The 19355-nt window shown below is 73.0% G+C and carries 19 protein-coding genes and 2 tRNA genes; 7 read left to right on the plus strand and 14 right to left on the minus strand.

Going from position 1 to position 19355, the window contains the following annotated elements:
* Positions 1–80 precede the first annotated feature (80 nt).
* The 3 genes from HOQ23_RS02195 (at position 81) to HOQ23_RS02205 (ending at position 1861) form a co-directional block, all read left to right on the plus strand.
* Positions 81–317, plus strand: coding sequence for an Lrp/AsnC family transcriptional regulator (locus tag HOQ23_RS02195; protein WP_172211393.1), 237 nt, complete (start codon positions 81–83; stop codon positions 315–317).
* A gap of 57 nt (positions 318–374) precedes the next feature.
* Positions 375–833 (plus strand): DUF3515 family protein, encoded by a 459-nt coding sequence (locus HOQ23_RS02200; protein WP_172211395.1) that lies wholly within the window; start codon positions 375–377, stop codon positions 831–833.
* Between the two features lie 65 nt (positions 834–898).
* The gene (locus tag HOQ23_RS02205; protein ID WP_172211398.1) at positions 899–1861 is read left to right on the plus strand and encodes a D-alanine--D-alanine ligase; all 963 of its coding nucleotides are present in this window, start codon (positions 899–901) and stop codon (positions 1859–1861) included.
* A 92-nt stretch (positions 1862–1953) separates the two neighbouring features.
* On the opposite strand, the gene HOQ23_RS21425 is transcribed toward HOQ23_RS02205, so the two are convergent.
* Genes HOQ23_RS21425 through HOQ23_RS02220 form a run of 3 tightly spaced genes read right to left on the minus strand, consistent with a single transcriptional unit; the run spans position 1954 to position 5393 of the window.
* Positions 1954–3075: a hypothetical protein gene (locus HOQ23_RS21425; RefSeq protein ID WP_172211400.1), complete on the minus strand. Its 1122-nt coding sequence runs from the start codon at positions 3073–3075 to the stop codon at positions 1954–1956.
* A 45-nt stretch (positions 3076–3120) separates the two neighbouring features.
* On the minus strand, positions 3121–4641 hold the full coding sequence (locus tag HOQ23_RS02215) for a UDP-N-acetylmuramoyl-tripeptide--D-alanyl-D-alanine ligase (RefSeq protein ID WP_172211402.1): 1521 nt from the start codon (positions 4639–4641) through the stop codon (positions 3121–3123).
* On the minus strand, positions 4638–5393 hold the full coding sequence (locus HOQ23_RS02220) for an alpha/beta fold hydrolase (RefSeq protein WP_172211404.1): 756 nt from the start codon (positions 5391–5393) through the stop codon (positions 4638–4640). The genes HOQ23_RS02215 and HOQ23_RS02220 overlap by 4 nt, the downstream gene beginning before the upstream one ends.
* A gap of 35 nt (positions 5394–5428) precedes the next feature.
* Here HOQ23_RS02220 and HOQ23_RS02225 point away from each other — a divergent pair, with 35 nt between their 5' ends.
* Positions 5429–6505, plus strand: a complete 1077-nt coding sequence (locus HOQ23_RS02225; protein ID WP_172211406.1) for an aminotransferase class I/II-fold pyridoxal phosphate-dependent enzyme — start codon at positions 5429–5431, stop codon at positions 6503–6505.
* A gap of 41 nt (positions 6506–6546) precedes the next feature.
* On the opposite strand, the gene HOQ23_RS02230 is transcribed toward HOQ23_RS02225, so the two are convergent.
* Positions 6547–7554, minus strand: a complete 1008-nt coding sequence (locus HOQ23_RS02230) for an NAD(P)H-dependent glycerol-3-phosphate dehydrogenase (RefSeq protein WP_172211408.1) — start codon at positions 7552–7554, stop codon at positions 6547–6549.
* Positions 7551–8321 (minus strand): lysophospholipid acyltransferase family protein, encoded by a 771-nt coding sequence (locus tag HOQ23_RS02235; protein WP_172211410.1) that lies wholly within the window; start codon positions 8319–8321, stop codon positions 7551–7553. The genes HOQ23_RS02230 and HOQ23_RS02235 overlap by 4 nt, the downstream gene beginning before the upstream one ends.
* A gap of 146 nt (positions 8322–8467) precedes the next feature.
* Between HOQ23_RS02235 and cofC the strand changes: the two genes are divergently transcribed.
* On the plus strand, positions 8468–9121 hold the full coding sequence (gene cofC / locus HOQ23_RS02240; RefSeq protein ID WP_172211412.1) for a 2-phospho-L-lactate guanylyltransferase: 654 nt from the start codon (positions 8468–8470) through the stop codon (positions 9119–9121).
* Between the two features lie 21 nt (positions 9122–9142).
* Here cofC and HOQ23_RS02245 read toward each other — a convergent pair whose 3' ends face one another.
* The 3 genes from HOQ23_RS02245 to leuC all read right to left on the minus strand — a co-directional run bounded on the left by HOQ23_RS02245 (position 9143) and on the right by leuC (position 12105).
* Positions 9143–9859 carry an HU family DNA-binding protein gene (locus HOQ23_RS02245; RefSeq protein WP_172211415.1) on the minus strand — a complete coding sequence of 239 codons (717 nt, stop codon included), beginning with the start codon at positions 9857–9859 and terminating at the stop codon, positions 9143–9145.
* A 220-nt stretch (positions 9860–10079) separates the two neighbouring features.
* On the minus strand, positions 10080–10676 hold the full coding sequence (gene leuD, locus HOQ23_RS02250) for a 3-isopropylmalate dehydratase small subunit (protein WP_172211417.1): 597 nt from the start codon (positions 10674–10676) through the stop codon (positions 10080–10082).
* A gap of 16 nt (positions 10677–10692) precedes the next feature.
* Positions 10693–12105, minus strand: a complete 1413-nt coding sequence (leuC, locus tag HOQ23_RS02255) for a 3-isopropylmalate dehydratase large subunit (protein WP_172211419.1) — start codon at positions 12103–12105, stop codon at positions 10693–10695.
* A 227-nt stretch (positions 12106–12332) separates the two neighbouring features.
* Between leuC and HOQ23_RS02260 the strand changes: the two genes are divergently transcribed.
* Entirely contained in the window at positions 12333–13058 is a 726-nt protein-coding gene (locus tag HOQ23_RS02260; protein ID WP_153322594.1) for an IclR family transcriptional regulator, read from the plus strand.
* Positions 13059–13083: 25 nt separating this feature from the next.
* Here the strand turns inward: HOQ23_RS02260 and HOQ23_RS02265 are convergent, their stop codons facing one another.
* Positions 13084–13566, minus strand: a complete 483-nt coding sequence (locus tag HOQ23_RS02265) for a methylated-DNA--[protein]-cysteine S-methyltransferase (RefSeq protein ID WP_172211421.1) — start codon at positions 13564–13566, stop codon at positions 13084–13086.
* A 2-nt stretch (positions 13567–13568) separates the two neighbouring features.
* A complete protein-coding gene (locus HOQ23_RS02270; RefSeq protein ID WP_172211423.1) occupies positions 13569–15077 on the minus strand; it encodes a DNA-3-methyladenine glycosylase 2 family protein in 1509 nt (502 codons plus the stop codon).
* 116 nt (positions 15078–15193) lie between these two features.
* On the opposite strand from HOQ23_RS02270, the gene HOQ23_RS02275 reads away from it, so the two are divergent.
* On the plus strand, positions 15194–16381 hold the full coding sequence (locus HOQ23_RS02275) for an LCP family protein (protein ID WP_172211425.1): 1188 nt from the start codon (positions 15194–15196) through the stop codon (positions 16379–16381).
* 252 nt (positions 16382–16633) lie between these two features.
* Here HOQ23_RS02275 and HOQ23_RS02280 read toward each other — a convergent pair.
* From HOQ23_RS02280 to gltX, 4 genes are all read right to left on the minus strand, one after another.
* A tRNA-Glu gene (locus tag HOQ23_RS02280) sits at positions 16634–16706 on the minus strand.
* A gap of 111 nt (positions 16707–16817) precedes the next feature.
* Positions 16818–16889 (minus strand) — tRNA-Gln (locus tag HOQ23_RS02285).
* 56 nt (positions 16890–16945) lie between these two features.
* Positions 16946–17893, minus strand: a complete 948-nt coding sequence (locus HOQ23_RS02290; protein ID WP_172211427.1) for a CPBP family intramembrane glutamic endopeptidase — start codon at positions 17891–17893, stop codon at positions 16946–16948.
* A gap of 10 nt (positions 17894–17903) precedes the next feature.
* Complete coding sequence (gene gltX, locus HOQ23_RS02295; RefSeq protein ID WP_172211604.1) at positions 17904–19346, minus strand: glutamate--tRNA ligase; 1443 nt, start codon at positions 19344–19346, stop codon at positions 17904–17906.
* Between the last annotated feature and the right edge of the window lie 9 nt (positions 19347–19355).

A 19355-nucleotide genomic window follows, 5' to 3' on the forward strand; every position in this document is an offset into this window, starting at 1 on the left:
TTGAACCGCCGGTCGGGGCCCCTGCCCCGCGCGCAGCGGCATCCCCCTGCAACGCCCCCTTCACACCGAGGAGACGAGCGATGGTCGTCCAGGCCTACATCCTGATCCAGACCGACGTCGGCAAGGCCGCCGAGGTCGCCCGAGCCATCGCCCAGGTCAACGGGGTCACCCTGGCCGAGGACGTCACCGGTCCCTACGACGTGATCGTCCGCGCCGAGGCGCGCAACGTCGACGAGCTCGGCAAGCTGGTCGTCGCGAAGGTGCAGACCCTCGAGGGCATCACCCGCACGCTGACCTGCCCGGTCGTCCACATCTGAGTGGACCCCCAGCAGCCCCGCCCGCGCCTCGCGTCCCTCCGGACGCGGGGCGCGGCCATGTCCGGACTCCCCCTCGTGCTGGCGCTCGCGCTGCTCGCCGGTTGCAGCGACGCCGTCGAGGTCGACTCCCCCGAGCTCTCCGCGGCCGAGCGGTCGGTGTGCGAGGACTTCCTCGACTCCCTGCCCGACGACCTGGCCGGCCTGGAGCCGGCCGAGGTCGACCCGCCCGACGCCCCGGCGCGGGCCTGGGGTGACGGCCTCGCCGTGATCTGCGGCGCACCGGAGCCCGAGGAGCTCGCGCCGGCCGAGGAGTGCGACATCGTCGCGGGCGTGGCGTGGTTCGTCCCGCCGAGCCAGCGCGACGAGGACCAGGACCTGGTCGCCACCGCCGTCGAGGTCTCCCCGCGGGTGGCGCTCGTGGTGCCCGCGCAGTACCGCGGCCAGGTCGCCTTCGACGCCTTCGGCGAGCTCGCGGAGCCGCTCAGCGGCTTCGAGACGACCCCCCGCTGCGGCTGAACCTGCGCGCCGGGGCGGCTGAACCTGCGCGCCGGGGCGGCGGGGCGATGTGGGATCGTCGTCCCATGACGATCGAGGACTTCGCAGGACCCGTGGCCATCATCGCCGGTGGCCTCAGCCACGAGCGGGACGTCTCCCTGTCGAGCGGGCGCAACCTGGTCCGCGAGCTGCGCGGGCTCGGGGTCGAGGCCCAGACCTACGACTTCGACCGCAACCTGCTCCACGACCTCGAGCGCGACCAGGTCGCGGTCGCGCTGCCCGCGCTGCACGGCCAGTTCGGCGAGGACGGCGAGATCCAGACGCTGCTCGAGCTCATCGACCTGCCCTACGTCGGCTCGCGCAGCCGCGCCTGCCGCGTCGCCTACGACAAGGGCACCGCGCGCGAGCTGCTGCGCCGCGCCGGGATCCCCGTCCCCGACAGCGTCGGGCTCTCCGCCCAGACCTTCCGCGACATCGGCGCCACCGCGCTGATGAGCCATGTCATGGACCGCCTCGGCGACCGGGTCGTGGTCAAGCCCGCACGCGGCGGCAGCGCGCTGGGCGTGACCGGCGTCGACGGCCTCGGCGCGCTCCCCTCCGCCCTGGTGGGCAGCTACGCCTACTGCGAGGACGCCCTCATCGAGCGCTTCCACGACGGCATCGACGTGAGCGTGGTGGTGCTCGAGGGCGACGAGGGGCTCCGCTCCCTGGAGCCGATCGCGATCGAGTACGAGAAGGGCCACGAGTTCGACTTCAGCGCCCGCTACACCGCCGAGTTCGTCTCCCTGCACCGCCCCGACCTCGACGACAAGCTGATCGCCGGGCTGGGCGAGGTCGCCTGCGAGGCGCACCGGGTGCTCGGCCTCGACGACGTCTCCCGCTCCGACTTCGTGGTCTCCGCCGACGGCACGTTCGTGCTGCTCGAGACCGCGATCACGCCCGGGACGACCGAGACCTCGGTGTTCCCGTTCGCCTGCAAGGAGAGCGGCACCTCCCTCGGCGAGGTCGCGCGCACCCTGCTCGAGCGCGCCGTCCGCCGCGGCGCCTGAGCCCCACCCGCCACGAGCGAAGAAGGGCCCGGGCCGGAGCATCTCGCTCCGGCCCGGGCCCTTTCGTCGTGCGTCGGTGCCTCAGGGCCTGCTCAGCGCGGCTGCTCGGGCAGCGCCGCGAGCTTGCCGGCGATGCCGCCGGCGGCACGCAGCGCGACGCCCTCCTCGAAGTTGCTGGTCGCGCGCGGACGGGCCCGCTCGGCCTCGGCCAGCGCGCTGCCGAGCACCTCGCCGGGGGTGGTCTGCGGCCACAGGTAGAGCGCCATCGCGCCCGGGATCGAGTTCACCTCGTTGACGAACACCTCGGTGCCGTCGGAGAGGAAGTCGATGCGCAGCACGCCGGTCAGGCCGGTGAGCTCGACGACACGGACCGCGAGCTCCTTGATGCGGTCGCGCACCGCGTCGGGGATGTTCGCCGGGAACTCGCGCGGGGCGCTGGCCAGGCCGTCGGAGTGCAGGTACTTGGCGGCGTAGGAGTAGATCGCGCCGTCGGTGGGCCGCAGCGGCCGCTCGATCTCGGAGACCTGCACGGTCGGCGCGGTGCGCACCGAGATGTTGAGGTCGAACAGGTCGGGGCGGTTCGGCTCGACCACCGCGCCCTCGCGCAGGTGCGGGCTGGTCTGGAGCAGCGCCACGGCGGTGGCGTGGTCCTCGACGACCTCGATGCCGATGCTGGAGCCGCCGAAGCGCGGCTTGACGATGTAGGGCCCCTCGTACGGCGGCGGGGCGTCCGCGGAGAGCAGCACCCGCTTGAGGCACGGCACGCCGGCGGTCTCCATGACCGCGCCGAAGGCCAGCTTGTCCATGCCGAGCGCGGCCGCGGCGACGGTGCCGCCGGTGGCCTTGAGCCCGGCCAGCGCGAACAGGCCCTGGGCGCCGCCGCCCTCGCCGGCGCCGCCGTGGAAGCAGTTCATGATGGTGCCGGTCTCCAGCGGCTTGGCGCCGCCGAGGCCGGCCTTCATGTAGAAGCCGTCGCCCTTCTCCGCGCCGATGCGCAGCTCGACGCGCTTCGAGCCGGACGGCGGGCCGCCGAGGTAGTCGCGCGCCTCGGTGTTGCTCGGGACCAGGAACCACTGGTCGCTACGCGCCCAGTAGATGCACTGCACCGTGTGCCCGGCACCGGCGAGCACCCGCTCGGCCTGGAGCCCGGTCAGGATGCTGATGTCGTGCTCGGCGGACGGACCGCCGAACACCACGGTCGCCTTGGTTGCCACTGTGTCTCCTCGTGTCTGCTTCGGGGTTCCCGCTCCGCCCGCGGTTTACGGGTAGTGGTTGGGGAGGTCGTTCTCGTACAGCACCACGTCGTCGGGCCCGGCCTGCGCCATGACGTGCTGGGCGGCCTCCTCGCGCGTGGCGAAGTGGCGGGTCCGCCCGGCGGTGCCGGAGTCCAGCGCCGCACGGTTGGTCCGACCGACGACGCACAGGATCATGCCGTCGTCCGCCGTCGCCGCGCGAGCCAGGTCGGCGTTCCGCTCGTGCTGCGAGGCGCCGAGCTCGACCATACCGGGCGTGATCGTCCAGACGGTCCCGCCCTCGCCGACGAGCTCGCGCGCGCGGGCCAGCGCCTGCGCGGCGCCCTGCGGATTGGAGTTGTAGGTGTCGTCGATGACCGTGAGCCCGGTCTCGGTGCGGGTGGCCTCGGCGCGGTGCGGTGTGCTGGGGATGCCGGGGAGCCGGTCGAGGATCGTCTGCTCCGGCACGTCCACGGCCTGGGCCAGGCCGATGGCCACCGCGACGTTGATCGGGTGCCCCACCTCGGCCGGCAGGTCCACGCGGTGCACCGCGCCCGACAGCACGACCTCCCAGCCGTCGCCGGCACGTCGTACGACGACGTCGGCGTCCGGGGTCTCGCCGCCGGAGGCGCGGATCACCCGCTTGGTGGCGGCCATCTCGTCGGCGATCGCCGCGAGCTCGGGGACGTCGACGTTGAGCACGACGGTGCTCGCGGGCGGCAGGATCTCGGACTTGGCGCGGACGATGGTCTCACGGTTCTTCATCCGCTCCAGGTGGGCCTCGCCGATCGTGGTGATCGCGGAGACCTCGGGGCGGAACACCTCGCACAGCGCAGCGATCTCGCCGGGGCCGTAGGTGCCCATCTCGGCGACGAACACGTCGGTGCCGCCCTCGAGGCGGTCGTTGACCGCGCGGGAGAGGCCCATCGCGTTGTTGAAGCTCGCGGGGCTGGCCAGCGTCGCCCAGCGCCCGGACATCAGGTGCGCGGCGTAGTTCTTGGTCGAGGTCTTGCCGTAGGAGCCGGTGATCGCGACGACGCGGGGGTCGAGCTTGCGCATCTTGGCCGCGGCCGCGACCTGGTACTTGCGCCCCATGGCGCGCTCGACGGGCGCGGTGATGAGCTGCGCCAGCTCGGCGACCGGGAGCGCCAGGATCGGCAGCAGGCCGATGAGCCCGACCGCGGTGAGACCGGCGGCGAGCACGAGCTCGAGGACCACGATGACGGCGGCGAGCCGCTTGACGCGGTCGGTGAAGACGACCCGCGAGGAGGACGGCCACACCGCGAGGCCCTCGGGCCAGGCGAACCAGAACAGCGCGGGGAGCAGCACCGTCCAGGCCGAGAGCGGGTCGACGGCGAGCACGGTGCCGGCGACGACACCCACGAGCCCCAGCGTGTTGATCCAGCCCGCGCGCGCCCAGATCGCGGCGATCGCGAAGAGCCGGCCGGGCTCGTAGTGCTCGCGCTGGGCGACGCGCAGCCAGCGCAGCTGGCTGAGCAGGACCAGCAGCGTGACCCCCACCGTGCAGAGGATCTCCAGCGTGCTCATGCAGTGCCTCCGAGGCGGTCGATCTGGGCGCGGATCGCGGTGACCAGCGCAGGGTCGAGCAGGTGGGCGGAGCCGGCGACCACGTCGAGCGTGGCCTGCGGGCCGAGGAGCGCCTGGGCGCGGCGCGCCATCTCCACGGTGGCGGCGGTGTCGTGCTCGCCCCAGACCATGGCCACCGGCACGCCGTGCTCGCGCACGGCGGCGAGCTGGTCGGCGTACTCCTCGTTGACGGCCTTGACGAGCACCTCGCGCATCACCCCCTGGGCGGCGCGGTAGTCGGCGGAGCCGTGCTTCTGGCGCAGCGCCTCCATGCGCGCGTCGGAGACCAGGCCGCGGCGGTGCAGGGCGCGGACCACGCGGTAGCCGAGCTTCGGGCCGGACGAGGTGCTCCCCGTGGCCTCGGGACGCAGCAGCGGTACGCCGGTCAGCACCAGCCCGCGGACCAGCTCGGGGCGGGTCGCGGCGAGCTGGACGGCGACCCGGCCGCCGAAGGAGTGCCCGAGCAGCACGGGGCGCTCCAGGTCGGCGAGGATCTCCGCGGTCCAGTCGGCGTACGCCGCGGTGTCCCAGCCGGTCTCGGGCGCCGGGGTGGCCCCGAAGCCGGGCAGGTCGAGGGCGAGGGCGTCGTACCCGTCGAGGGTCGCGCTCCAGTCGGCACGCGAGCGGCCCCACCCGTGGAGGGCGACCACTCTGGCCTCGTTGGAGCCGAACCGCTCACCGAAGGCACGTCCGTTCAGGAGGGTGGTCAGCACGACGACGAGGTTAGCCGGGTCGATACCGTGAAGAAGTGACGGACACCCCCCTCGACCACGTGAGCCCTGCGACCCTCGGCGTCCACGCCGGACGCCCGCCCCACGAGCCGGACCAGCCGCTGAACACCCCGCTGACCCTCGCCTCGACCTACGTCGCCGGCGGGGACCGCGAGTACGGCCGCTACGGCAACCCCACCTGGCAGGCCTTCGAGGAGGCTCTCGGCGCCCTGGAGGGCGGGCGCGCGCTCGCCTTCTCCTCGGGCCTGGCCGCGGTCGCCACCGTCCTGGACCTGGTCGGACAGGGCGCCACCGTGGTCGCGCCGCGGCACTCCTACAACGGCACGATCATGCAGCTGGGCGACCTCGAGGCGCGGGGCCGGATCCGCTCGCGGCTGGTCGACGTGACCGACACCGCGGCGTACGTCGCGGCCTGCGAGGACGCCGCCCTGGTGTGGCTGGAGTCACCGACCAACCCGATGCTCGAGGTCGCCGACATCGAGACGATCGCCACAGCGGCCCGCGACGCGGGCGCCCACGTCGTGGTGGACAACACCTTCGCCACTCCCCTGCTGCAGAAGCCGCTGGAGCTCGGCGCCGACATCGTCGTGCACTCGGCGACGAAGTACCTCTCCGGGCACAGCGACATCCTGATGGGTGCGCTCGTGGTGGAGGACCCCGAGCTGTTCGGCGTCCTGAAGGGCCGCCGCGACCTGGTCGGCGCCGTGCCGGGCACCCTCGAGGCGTTCCTCGCGCTGCGCGGCCTGCGGACCCTGCACCTGCGCGTCGAGCGCGCCCAGGCCAACGCCGCCGAGCTCGCGGTCCGCCTCGGCGAGCACCCCGCGATCAGCGAGGTGCGCTACCCCGGCTTCGGCGCGATGGTCTCGGTGGTCCTCGCCCAGGGCGCGATGGCCGCCGACCTGTTCACGCGCAAGACCCGCCTGTGGGTGCACACCACCAGCCTCGGCGGCGTCGAGTCCACCTTCGAGCGCCGCCGCCGATGGAAGGGCGAGCCCGCCACCGTCCCCGACGCGCTGGTCCGCATGTCCGTCGGCGTCGAGGACGTCGAGGACCTCTGGAACGACCTCGCCACCGCCCTCGACGACCTCACCTGACCTCGCGAGCCGGGGCTTGGGGTTGCGCGAGGGGTAGTTCGTCAGTCTGTCTCGGCCTTGGTCTCCCGCGCCATGAAGGCGTCCATCATGTCGACGGCGGTGGTCCTGCCGGCGACGACGTCGTCCACGGCGACCGCGATGGGGGCGTCGACGCCGTTGCGCTCGGCGAGGGCGCGCAGCGAGGAGCACGACTTCGCGCCCTCGGCGACCTGACGGGTGGAGGCGACGATCTCGTCGGTGGTCATGCCCTGGCCGAGCTTCTCGCCGAAGCTGCGGTTGCGCGACAGCGGGGAGGAGCAGGTCGCGACCAGGTCGCCGAGACCGGCCAGGCCCATCAGCGTGAGCGGGTTCGCGCCGAGCTTCATCGCCAGCCGCGCGGTCTCCGCCAGCCCGCGGGTGATCAGCGAGGCGGTGGTGTTGTCGCCGAAGCCCAGCCCGACGGCCATGCCGACGCAGAGCCCGACGACGTTCTTGTACGCCCCGCCCAGCTCGCAGCCCAGCACGTCGACCGAGGTGTAGGGGCGGAACGCCGGCGAGTTGGACCGGGCCTGGAGCATCTTCGCGACGTCCTCGTCGGCGCAGGCCACCACCGAGGCGGCCGGCTCGCGACGCGCGATCTCCTTGGCGAGGTTGGGGCCGCTGATCACGGCGATCCGCTCGGGACCGGCGCCGGTGACCTGGGCGATCACCTCGCTCATCCGGTTCAGCGTGCCGAGCTCCACGCCCTTCATCAGCGACACCATGACCGCGGAGTCGTCGATGAACGGCGCCCACTCGGTCAGGTTGGCCCGCAGCGACTGCGAGGGCACGGCGAGGACCACCACGTCGGCCCCGGCCACGGCCTTCTCGGGGTCGTGGGTCGCGGTCACCGTGGGCGGCAGCTGGACCCCGGGGAGGTACTCGACGTTCTCGTGCTGCTCGTTGATCGAGGCGCAGACCTCCTCGCGGCGACCCCAGATGGTGACCTCGTTGCCCGCATCGGCGAGCACGATGGAGAACGCCGTCCCCCAGGAGCCCGCGCCGAGGACGGCGACCTTGCCTGCGCTCATGCCTGGTCCCTCCGGTGCTGATCGGGCTGCTGGTCACCGGTCCGGGGGGTCCCGTCTCGGCGCGGGTCGTACCGTACCGTCGGCGGCTCCTGGCCGCGGACCTGTGCGACCAGATCGGTGATCGCGGTCATGATCCGGTCGCTGGCGGCCCGGATCGTCTGGGCGCTCACCTCCTGCGCACGCAGGTCGTCCAGGCGCACCGGCTCCCCCACGCGCATGTGGATCGTCTTGCGCGGGAACGGCCGGAACCGGGCCGAGTACGGCGGGAGCAGCTCCTGGGCGCCCCACTGGCCGATCGGGACGACCGGGCACCCGGTCGCCAGCGCGATCCGCGCGGCACCGGACTTGCCGACCATCGGCCAGCCGTCGGGGTCGCGGGTGATCGTGCCCTCCGGGTAGACCACCACGCAGTCGCCGCGGCGTACGGCGGCCACCGCGGCGTCGTAGGCGCCGGCGGCGTTCGCGGAGTGCCGGTCCACCGGGATCTGGCCCAGCGCGTTGAGGAACCGGGCCAGGATCCTGGTGCGGAACAGCCCGGACTTGGCCAGGTAGCGCGGCAGCCGGCCGTGGTCGTAGACGATGTGCGCCGCGGTGAACGGGTCCGCGTGCGAGACGTGGTTGAGCACCACCAGGCACCCGCCCGAGGCGGGGATCCGCTCGCCGCCCTGCCAGTCCTGGCGCGTCGTGGCCAGCAGCGGGGGCTTGACCAGCAGAACCGCGAGGCGCCAGGGCCATCCCCGCTCGGCCTCGACCTTGCGCACCGTCACCCCGAGCCTCGTTCCCTCTCTCCGCGGCCCACGGCCGACCACCCGGCGCATCCTCGCGCCGCACCACGGCAGGCTACTCGCTCTCTCGGCGTCGCGGACCCGCCCCGCCTCGCGAGCCGGCGCCGGACCTGACAGGATCGCGGGCGATGTCCGCGCCCGCCCCCTCCCACCCCGCCTTCAGCGTCGTCGTCCCGGTGAAGCCCCCGGCGTTCGGCAAGTCGCGTCTGGTCGGCCTGCCCGACGCCGCGCGCCAGGAGCTCGCGGCGGCCTTCGCGCTCGACACCATCGCCGCCTGCGGTGCGGCCCGGCTGGTCGGCGCGGTGCTCGTGGCGACCGACGACGCGGCCTTCGCCCGCGAGGTGCGCGCCGCCGGCTGGTCGGCGATCCCCGACGCCGTCACCGGCGACCTCAACTCCAGCCTGCGCCAGGCGGCGCTCGAGGCGGCGCGGCGCTGGCCCGACCTGCGCCCGGTGGCCCTGTGCGCGGACCTCCCGGCCCTGCGTCCCGACGACCTCGACGAGGCCCTGGCCACGGTCGCGTCCCGCAGCGACCAGTCGTTCTTCGTCGCCGACGCGGCCGGCGAGGGCACCACGCTCTACACCGCTGCGGTGGAGGAGTTCGCGCCCCGGTTCGGCCCCGGATCGCGGGCGGCGCACGACGAGCTCGCGCTCGAGGTGCGTGGCGAGCTCGCCAGCCTGCGCCTCGACGTCGACGACCTCGACGACCTCGCGCGAGCCCTCGTCCTCGGCGTCGGCCCCCGCACGCGCGCGCTCGCGGCCCGCCTCGACCTGCTCCCCTGACCCCCGCGGGCGCCCGCCCGCTCACGACCCCGAGGCGGTCTTCTTCGCCGTCGAGGACGTGCTCTTCTTCGCGGTGCTGCTCCCGGACGACTTCTTCGCGGTGGTCTTCTTCGCGGTGGTCTTCTTGGCCGTGGTCTTCTTCGCGGCCGACGGGGCGGTCGCCTTGGACGTGGTCTTCTTCGCGGACGCCTTCGTGGCGCTCGACTTCTTCGCCGTCGACCCCGATGCCGCCTTCTTGGCGCTCGAGGTGGTCGCCGAGCCGTTCGCGGTGCCGGACCCTGCCGCCTTGGCAGGCGTGGTCTTCGACGCCGCCGCCTTCGTCGTCGTGGTGCTCTTCTTCGCCGCCGCCCCAGCGGCAGCAGGCCTCGCGGGCGCCGCGCCCGCCGCCGCCTTGCGAGCGGCCGAGGCGGCCGCCTTCATCGGCGCCGTGGCCACGGCGATGGTGAGCTGGGGCAGCATCTTGGCGCCCGAGACGACGTTCTTGAGGTCCGCACCGGGCCGGAAGGCCGGCACCTCCCTGGTCTGGGTGTGCACTCGGTCGCCGGTCTGCGGGTTGCGCACCCAGCGGCCCTCGCGGACCCGCTTCTCGAAGGACCCGAACCCGGTGATCGCGACCTTCTCGCCCTTCGCGACCTCGCGGGTGATGGTGTCGAGGACGGAGTCGAGCGCGTGCGCCGCGGCCCGGCGGTTGCCCTCGAAGTGGGCGGCGAGGGCATCGATGAGCTGGGTCTTGTTCACTGGCTTCCCCTTTGACGAAGGACCACCGGTGGGACCGGCGCCCGGCCGAGCCGCGTGGTCGCGGCGGCGCGTGCGGTAGCGCCGCTCTGCACGGCACGGTAGGCACTCCCGGGGCCGGCCACAACGCCCCACGGGCAACCCGCCGACTTTTCTGCGGTACGGCGACGGGCCGCGGCCCCCCTCGCAGGGGACCGCGGCCCGTCGTACGCCGTGGGGTGGGTCAGGCCGGGATGGTCCGGGCCCGCCAGCTGGGGCGCGTGGCCTCGTAGGCGATCAGGTCGTCCTCGTGGCTCAGCGTGATGCCGATGTCGTCGAGGCCCTCCATGAAGCGCCAGCGGGTGTAGTCGTCGATCTGGAACGGCGCGACGAAGGTGTCGCCGACCCGGACCTCACGGTTCTCCAGGTCCACGGTGACCTCGGTGCCGGGGGCGGCGTCGAGCAGGTCCCACAGCTCCACGACGCGGGCCTCGTCGATCTGGACCGTCAGCAGCCCGGACTTGCCGGAGTTGCCGCGGAAGATGTCGCCGAAGCGCGGCGAGACGATCACCTTGAAGCCGTAGTCCTGCAGCGCCCACACGGCGTGCTCGCGCGAGGAGCCGGTGCCGAAGTTGGGCCCGGCCACGAGCACCGAGGAGCCGCGGAAGCCCTCCTTGTTGAGCACGAACTCCGGGTCCTTGAAGAGGCCGAAGAACAGCCCGTCCTCGAAGCCGGTGCGGGTGATCCTCTTGAGGAAGTCGCCCGGGATGATCATGTCGGTGTCGACGTCACTGCGACGCAGCGGAGCGGCCACACCGGTGTGGCTGATGAACTTCTCCATGTCAGTGCTCCTGCGATCAGACCGTGGCCGACACGAGGTCGGCCGGGGACGAGAGGGTGCCGCGGACCGCGGTGGCCGCGGCCACCGGGACCGACACCAGGTGCGTGCGCACGCCGGTGCCCTGACGGCCCTCGAAGTTGCGGTTGGAGGTCGACGCCGTGCGGACCGGGCCGTCGAGCTTGTCGTCGTTCATGCCCAGGCACATCGAGCAGCCGGCGCCGCGCCACTCCGCGCCGGCGGCGAGGAAGACCTTGTCCAGGCCCTCGGCCTCGGCCTCCAGGCGCACCCGCGCCGAGCCGGGGACGACGATCATCTTGACGCTGTCGGCGACCCGCTGGCCCTCGAGCACCACGGCCGCGGCGCGCAGGTCGTCGAGACGGCCGTTGGTGCACGACCCGATGAACACGTGGTCCACGGCGACGTCGCGCAGCGTCGTGCCGGGCTCCAGGCCCATGTACTCCAGGGCGTTCTCGGCGGCGGTGCGCTCGATCGGGTCCGCGAACTCGGCCGGGACCGGGACGCTGCCGGCCAGCGGGGCGCCCTGTCCGGGGTTGGTGCCCCAGGTGACCCACGGGGTGACGTCGGAAGCGTCGATGACGATCTCCTTGTCGAAGACCGCGTCCTCGTCGGTGTAGTAGGTCTTCCAGTGCTCGACCGCGGCGTCCCACTCGGCACCCTTGGGCGCCTCGGGCTTGCCCTCGAGGTAGGCGAAGGTGGTCTCGTCGGGGGCGATCATGCCCGCCTTCGCGCCCCACTCGATGCTCATGTTGCACACCGTCATCCGGCCCTCCATCGAGAGCTCGCGGATCGCCTGGCCGCGGTACTCCACGATGTAGCCCATGCCGGCGCCGGTGCCGACCTGGGTGATCAGGTAGAGGATCAGGTCCTTGGCGGTGACCCCCTCGGGGAGGCTGCCGTTGACCGTGACCGAGCAGGTCTTCGGCTTCGCCTGGGACAGCGTCTGGGTCGCCAGGACGTGCTCGACCTCGGAGGTGCCGATGCCGTGCGCGATCGCGCCGAAGGCGCCGTGGGTGGCGGTGTGGGAGTCGCCGCACACGATCGTCATGCCGGGCTGGGTCAGGCCCAGCTGCGGGCCGACCACGTGCACGATGCCCTGCTCGACGTCGCCGAGCGGGTGCAGCCGGATGCCGAACTCCTCGCAGTTCTTGCGCAGCGTCTCGATCTGGATGCGCGAGACCGGGTCGGCGATCGGCTTGTCCCAGTTCAGGGTGGGGACGTTGTGGTCCTCGGTCGCCAGCGTGAGGTCGGGGCGGCGGACCGTGCGGCCGGCCAGGCGCAGGCCGTCGAACGCCTGCGGCGAGGTCACCTCGTGGATGAGGTGGAGGTCGATGAAGAGCAGGTCCGGCTCCCCCTCGGCCGACCGGACGACATGCTCGTCCCACACCTTCTCCGCCAGTGTCCTGCCCATGTCCACTCCCTCGTGTACGTCCTGCTTACGAAGATCGAGGCTAACCCCGCGATCCCATAAGATGAGATTCGATTCTCGACATATGAGATTACGAGTGGGTCACGAGTCGGCCTCCGCGACGGCACCGCACCCCGGGCGGCGCCCCGTTCGCCCGGCCCGGCAGCCTCGGGCGGCCGACCGCGGCGTACCGACTTGCATCCCATGTTCTGAGACGACAGTATTGGCATATGGACACCTCCAGCGGCGTGGGCGTGCTCGACAAGGCCGCCCTCGTGCTCACTGCCCTCGAGTCGGGACCTGCGACCCTTGCCGGCCTCGTCGGCGCCACCGGCCTCGCCCGGCCCACCGCCCACCGCCTCGCCGTCGCGCTGGAGCACCACCGCCTCGTCGCTCGCGACATGCAGGGCCGCTTCGTGCTGGGGCCCCGCCTCTCCGAGCTGTCCGCCGCCGCCGGCGAGGACCGCCTCCTGGCCACCGCCGGCCCGGTGCTGGCCCGGCTGCGCGACATCACCGGTGAGTCCGCCCAGCTGTGGCGCCGCCAGGGCGAGCACCGCGTGTGCGTCGCCGCCGCCGAGCGTCCCAGCGGCCTGCGCGACACCATCCCGGTCGGCTCGCAGCTGACCATGCGCGCCGGCTCGGCCGCCCAGGTGCTGCTCGCCTGGGAGGACCCCGAGCGCATGCACCGCGGCCTGCAGAACGCCGCGTTCTCCGCCGCCGCCCTCTCCGGCATCCGCCGGCGCGGCTGGGCGCAGTCGGTCGGCGAGCGCGAGCAGGGCGTCGCGTCCGTCTCGGCCCCGGTCCGCTCCCCCAGCGGCAAGATCATCGCCGCGGTCTCGGTCTCCGGCCCGCTGGAGCGGCTCTCGCGCCAGCCCGGCCGGATGCACGCACCCGCCGTCCTCGCGGCCGCCGAGCGGCTCTCCGAGTCGCTGCGCCGCGCCGCCGCCGAGGGCTGAGCCCTCCCCCACGTCCCGCCCCCCGCTAGAACAGCACGGGCTCCTCGGCCCGCTCGAGGTCGAGGAGCAGCTGCTTGCGCGGCAGCCCCCCGGCGTACCCGGTGAGGGTGCCGTTCGCCCCGATCACCCGGTGGCACGGCACCACGATCGGGACCGGGTTGCGCCCGTTGGCCAGGCCGACGGCGCGCGAGGCCGCGTTGGTCAGCCCGAGGCGGCGCGCGACCTCGCCGTAGCTCGCGGTGCGCCCCCACGGGATCGCGCGCAGCTCGGCCCAGACCCGGTGCTGGAACTCGGTGCCGCGCGGCGCCAGCGGCAGGTCGAACTCGGTCAGCTCACGGGCGAAGTACGCCGCGAGCTGGCGTGCGGTCTCCCGCAGCACCGGTACGTCGTCCGCGCGCGGCCCGTCGGGACCAGGGTCGCGGAACGGCGTGAACTCGATCGCGCTCAGCGCGCCGTCCTGCTCGACGAGGCGCAGCTCGCCGACGGGGCTCTCGATGGTGGTCCACATGGTCAGCTCTCCCGGGGGATGGGGTCGGGGCGGGGCATCAGGGTGTCCCACAGGTGCAGCAGGGCGTAGGAACGCCAGGGGCGCCACCGCTCGGCGGCGGCGAGCACCGCGGCCGGGTCGTGGCCCAGGCCGCGCAGCGCGTTGCGGACGCCGACGTCGCTGGGCAGCATCACGTCCGGGTCGCCCAGGGCGCGCAGCGCCACGTAGTCGGCCGTCCACGGGCCGATCCCGGGCAGCGCGAGCAGCGCCCGGCGCACGTCGTCGCGGTCGGCGCCGCGGTCCAGTGCGAGGTTCCCGTCGGCGAGGGCCCGGGCGAGGCCGACCAGCGCGCGGCCGCGGGACCGGGGCATCGGCAGGCTCTCGGGGTCCACGTCGGCGAGGTCGCCGGCACGGGGGAACACGTGGGTCAGGCCCGGCGCGCCGGTCTCGACCGGGCGCCCGTGCACCGCGACCAGGCGCCCGGCGACCGTGCAGGCGCCGGCGACGCTGACCTGCTGGCCGATCACGGTGCGCACCGCGAGCTCGTCGCCGTCGACGTGGCCGGGCACGCGCAGCCCCGGGGTCCGACGTACCAGCGGGCCGACCACGGGGTCACCGGCGAAGTGCTCCCCCACCGCCACCGGGTCGCAGTCGCCGTCGAGGAGGCGCCGCGCGCGCTCGAGGGCCGCGGGGACGTCGCGCAGGTCGGTGAGGCGCAGCGTGGCCGGCACGAACGCCGTGGCCCCGGCGCGGGTCTCGTCCCCGAGGTCGAGGCGCAGCGTGCCCGAGCCGTGCGGGAGGTCGAGGGTCCGCTCGTAGGAGCCGGTGCCGTCCGACCCCACCCGGGCCACCTCGACGCCCGGCACCAGGTGGTGGGCGAGGAACGCGAGCAGCGCCCGTCCGGCGAACGGCGTGCGCACCGCGAGGCGCAGCGTGACGGTGCCGGTCGCCGGACGCCCGGCGCGGCGACCGCGCAGCTCGCTCGGGCTCGCGGCGTAGACCTCGCGCACGGTCTCGTTGAACTGGCGCACGCTGGCGAACCCGGCGGCGAACGCCACGTCGGCGAGGGCCAGGTCGGTGGTGTCGACCAGCACTCGTGCGGTCTGCGCCCGGCGGGCCCGGGCGAGCGCGAGCGGCCCGGCCCCGAGCTCGGCGACCAGGATCCGGCCGAGGTGGCGCGGCGTGTAGCCGACGCGCCGGGCGAGCCCCTCGACGCCCTCGCGGTCGACGACGCCGTCGGAGATCAGCCGCATCGCGCGGCCGGCGACGCTCGCGGCCACGTCCCAGTCGGGGCTGCCCGGGGTGGCGTCGGGCAGGCAGCGCTTGCAGGCGCGGTAGCCGGCCGCCTGGGCCGCGGCCGCGGTCGGGTGGAAGGTGACGTTGGCGTACGCCGGGGTGCGGGCCGGACAGCTGGGCCGGCAGTAGATCCCGGTCGTGCGGACCGCGGTGTAGAAGGTGCCGTCGAAACGCCGGTCGCGCGACTTCACCGCGCGGTAGCAGGACTCGCGGTCCAGCCGGCTCGACGTGCTCATGACCCCATCATCCACCTCCGCCCCGAGCGCCTTCCGGCGGGAATCGGACACGACGGCCCGGATCGCGTCGGGCCGAAGTCGCGCACCGGTGACCCTCCTGGTGTCAGCATGGACATGTGCCCGAGACCCCGAGTCAGACGCCGCCGCACCGCCGGACCGTCCTCCGGGTCGTCCTGGCGACCCAGCTCGTGATGGCCCTGCTCACGGCGCTGGTGGTGACGGTGGCCTACCAGCGCATCGACGGGCGCATCGAGGCGGGCGGGGAGATCCCGCACGAGGTCAGCAAGAAGCGGCACGACGGGCCCAAGGCGCCACTCAACATCCTGGTGATGGGCATCGACGAGCGCGACTGCGAGGGCTGCGGCATCGACGAGGAGGGCGGTGGCGGCGGCTCGGACGTCAGCATCCTGCTGCACATCTCCGCAGACCGGCGCTCGGCGTACGGCGTGAGCCTGCCGCGCGACGCGATGGTGGCGCGCCCCGACTGCCGCACCGCCGAGGGCAGGGTCGCGGGCGAGGACCCGGCGATGTTCAACACGGCGTACGCCGTGGGCGGTCCGACGTGCGCGGTGCAGACGGTGGAGAGCCTCACCGGGCTGTTCATCGACCACTACCTGGTGCTGGAGTTCGGCGGCTTCGTCGACATGGTCGACGCGGTCGGCGGGGTCACGGTGTGCCTGCCCAAGGCCGTGAACGACCCCGCACACAACATCTTCCTCGACGCCGGCACCCAGGTGCTCGACGGCCGCGACTCGCTCAACTACGTGCGCGAGCGCACCCAGCTCTCGGTCACCGGGGACATCGGCCGGATGAAGCGCCAGCAGGCCTTCATCGCCTCCCTGCTCAACCGGGTGCTCTCCGCGGACACGCTGGCCCAGCCGACGCGGATCTACGACTTCCTCAGCGCCGTCGCAGACTCCATCCAGGTCGACGAGGACCTCGACAGCCTGCGCAAGCTGGCCGACCTGGCCATGGAGTTCCGCCACACCGACCTGGCCGACATCCGCTTCGTGACGGTCCCCTTCGAGGCGTACCCGCCCGACGAGAACCGCCTGCAGTGGTCGCCCGAGGCCTCCCGGCTGTGGAAGCGCATCGCGGCCGACCAGCCGCTCGGCGCGGAGTTCTCCGACGACAGCATCACCGTCGCCGACCCGCCGGACGGCACCGCGGGCGAGCCGTCCGGCAGCCCCTCCGGGCGCCCCTCGCAGGGCGGTGGCACCGGCAACGGCGGGGGCGGCGCGGGCGGCAGCGACGAGGAGGACGCCCGGCGCGCCCAGGCCCTCGCCAACGGCCTCTGCGCCTGACCCCACTCGTTGAATCGAGACTTCTGACGCTCGAGTCGAGAGTTCTCGCGCGCGAGTCGAGAGTTCTCGCGCACGAGTCGAGAGCTGTGACACCGCGCACACGGCGTACCCCTCGGCGAACGCGTGAGACCAGCGCCACAAGCGACGACTCGGCACACCACACGCGCCGACTCGGCGGACCACAAAAGCCGACTCGGCGGGAAATGCACGAAGGGCCCGGATCCTTGCGGATCCGGGCCCTTCGCTTCGACGTACCCCCGACCGGATTCGAACCGGCGCTACCGCCTTGAGAGGGCGACGTGCTAGGCCGCTACACAACGGGGGCTTGCCTTGTCATCCTCGATCAATCCTTGCGGATCTCTCTCGGCCTGACTCGCAGAACTTTATCGCTTTCGCAGTTCTGCTTCAAAATCGTGACCGTGTGGTCTCGATCTCGCTGGGATACTAGGACTCGAACCTAGACTAACTGAACCAGAATCAGTCGTGCTGCCAATTACACCATATCCCACTGACTTTCCAGTGTTTGTGTCCCCTCCGCTGCGCGGCTGGGCACGATCGGAAACATTACACACGGGTGTCCGACGGCGCCAAAACGGGGGGCTTCGCGACCGTCCGGAGGCCCAGGAGACGGGCCGCCCCGACGCTCAACACGAGGAACGACACCGACTGGGTGAGCGTGGTCGCGAGGCTCCACCAGCTGCCGCCGGTGGGGTTCAGCACGGTGGTGATGTCGCCGAACGCGAGCGCCAGGCCGAAGGCGAAGAAGTTGTTCAGCACGTGCATCGCGATGCCCGCCTCCAGGCCCCCGGTGAGGATCACCAGGATCCCGGCGACCAGCCCGAAGGCGAACCGGTCGACGAAGATCTGCGGGTCCTGCGCGCCGTGCGCCAGCGCGAAGAGCAGCGCCGGTCCCACCACCGCGAGCCAGCGCGAGCGGACCAGCCCGCCGAAGGCCTGGGTGAGGTAGCCGCGGAAGACGTACTCCTCCCCCGCCGCCTGCAGCGGGGTCAGCAGCAGCACGACCAGCACGAAGTCGCGCGTGGTCGTGGTCCAGCCGTTGAGCTGGGTGCTCACCTCGCCGGCGTCCTCGCTGGCCGGCACCACCGCGGCGACCATGAGGGTCACCAGGAGCGCGAGGAACGCCAGGCCCAGGCAGATCAGCAGCCAGCGCCAGCGGATCCGGGGCGCCACCGAGGCCAGCCACCCGGGCCGCTGGCGGTGCAGCGCCCACGCGACCAGCCAGGTCGCCGGGATCATCAGGGCGATGGCGACGTTGAGGTAGGCCAGGCCCAGCGGGGTCACGTGGTCGGTGTCGAGCATCCGCTCCACCGAGCTCGTGACGTCGGCGCCGCTGATCCCCAGCCCGACGGTGAACGCCGCGAGGCTCACCACGGGCGCCAGGACCACGAAGACGACGCTGAGCGTCACGACGCCCACCAGCGGGCGCCAGGGCGCCCACGGAGCGGCCCGCTGGAGCCGGTGGTACTCCAGCGGCTCCAGCGGCTCGTTCATGCGGCGCGCCTCAGGCGAGCGCGCTCTGGAGGCGGCCCAGGCCGCGCTCGCGCCCGAGCAGCTCGAGGGACTCGAACAGCGGCGGGGAGACCCGACGACCGGTCACCGCGACCCGCACCGGCCCGAAGGCGTGGCGCGGCTTGAGGCCCATCCGGTCGATCAGGGCCGCCTGGAGCGCGTCCTGGATCGCGGCGGTCGACCACTCCTCGAGCCCCGCCAGCGCGTCGTACGACGCCTGGACGACGCCGCGGCCGGTCTCGTCGAGCAGCTTGGCCACGTCGGCCTCGTCGCGCACGAAGTCCTCCTCGGCGACGAAGAGGAAGCCGAGCATCGCCGGGGCCTCGGTGAGCTTGTTCATGCGCTCGGCGACCAGCGGCATCGCCAGCTCCAGCAGCTGCGCGTCGGCGTCGCTCACCGGCTCCGACACGACGCCGGCGTCCTTGAGGAACGGCAGCACCCGGTCGGTGATCTCCTCGATCGACAGCAGCCGCATGTGGGCGGCGTTGATCGCGTCGGCCTTCTTGAGGTCGAATCGCGCCGGGTTGGGGTTGACGTCGGCGATGTCGAAGGCCTCGACCATCTCCTCGAGGGAGAAGATGTCGCGGTCCGCGGCGATCGACCAGCCCAGCAGCGCGAGGTAGTTGAGCAGCCCCTCGGGCAGGAAGCCGGCATCGCGGTAGCCGAGCAGGTTGGCCTCGGGGTCGCGCTTGGAGAGCTTCTTGTTGCCCTCGCCCATGACGTAGGGCAGGTGGCCGAAGGCCGGCGTCTCGGTGGCGACGCCGATCTCCTTGAGCGCCTCGAACAGCGCGATCTGACGCGGCGTGGAGGACAGCAGGTCCTCACCGCGCAGCACGTGGGTGATCTCCATCGTGGCGTCGTCGACCGGTGCGGTCAGGGTGTAGAGCGGGTCGCCGTTGGCGCGGGCCAGCGCGAAGTCCGGGACGAACTCGGTCTGGAAGGAGATCTCGCCGCGCACCAGGTCGGTGAAGGTGATCTCGCCGTCGGGCATCCGGAACCGGACGACGCTGGGGCGCCCCTCGGCCTCGAACGCCGCGCGCTGCTCGGCGGAGAGCTCGCGGCAGAACCCGTCGTACCCGAGCACCTTGGAGCCGGACTCCTTGCGGCGCGCGGTGACCTCCTCGGTGGTGCAGAAGCAGTCGTAGGTGCGCGAGGAGCCGCGCAGCTTGGCCAGCACGTCGGCGTAGACGTCGCCGCGCTCGGACTGGCGGTAGGGACCGAACGGGCCGCCGACGACGACGCCCTCGTCCCAGTCCAGGCCCAGCCAGCGCATGACCTCGATGAGCGCCTCGTAGGACTCCTCGGTGTTGCGCTCCTTGTCGGTGTCCTCGATGCGGAAGACGAAGGTGCCGCCGTGGTGGCGGGCGAAGGCCCAGTTGTAGAGGGCGGTGCGGGCCAGGCCGACGTGCGGGCTGCCGGTCGGCGACGGCGCCATCCGCACGCG

It is taken from the genome of Nocardioides sp. zg-DK7169, assembly GCF_013155365.1.
Classification (GTDB): domain Bacteria; phylum Actinomycetota; class Actinomycetes; order Propionibacteriales; family Nocardioidaceae; genus Nocardioides.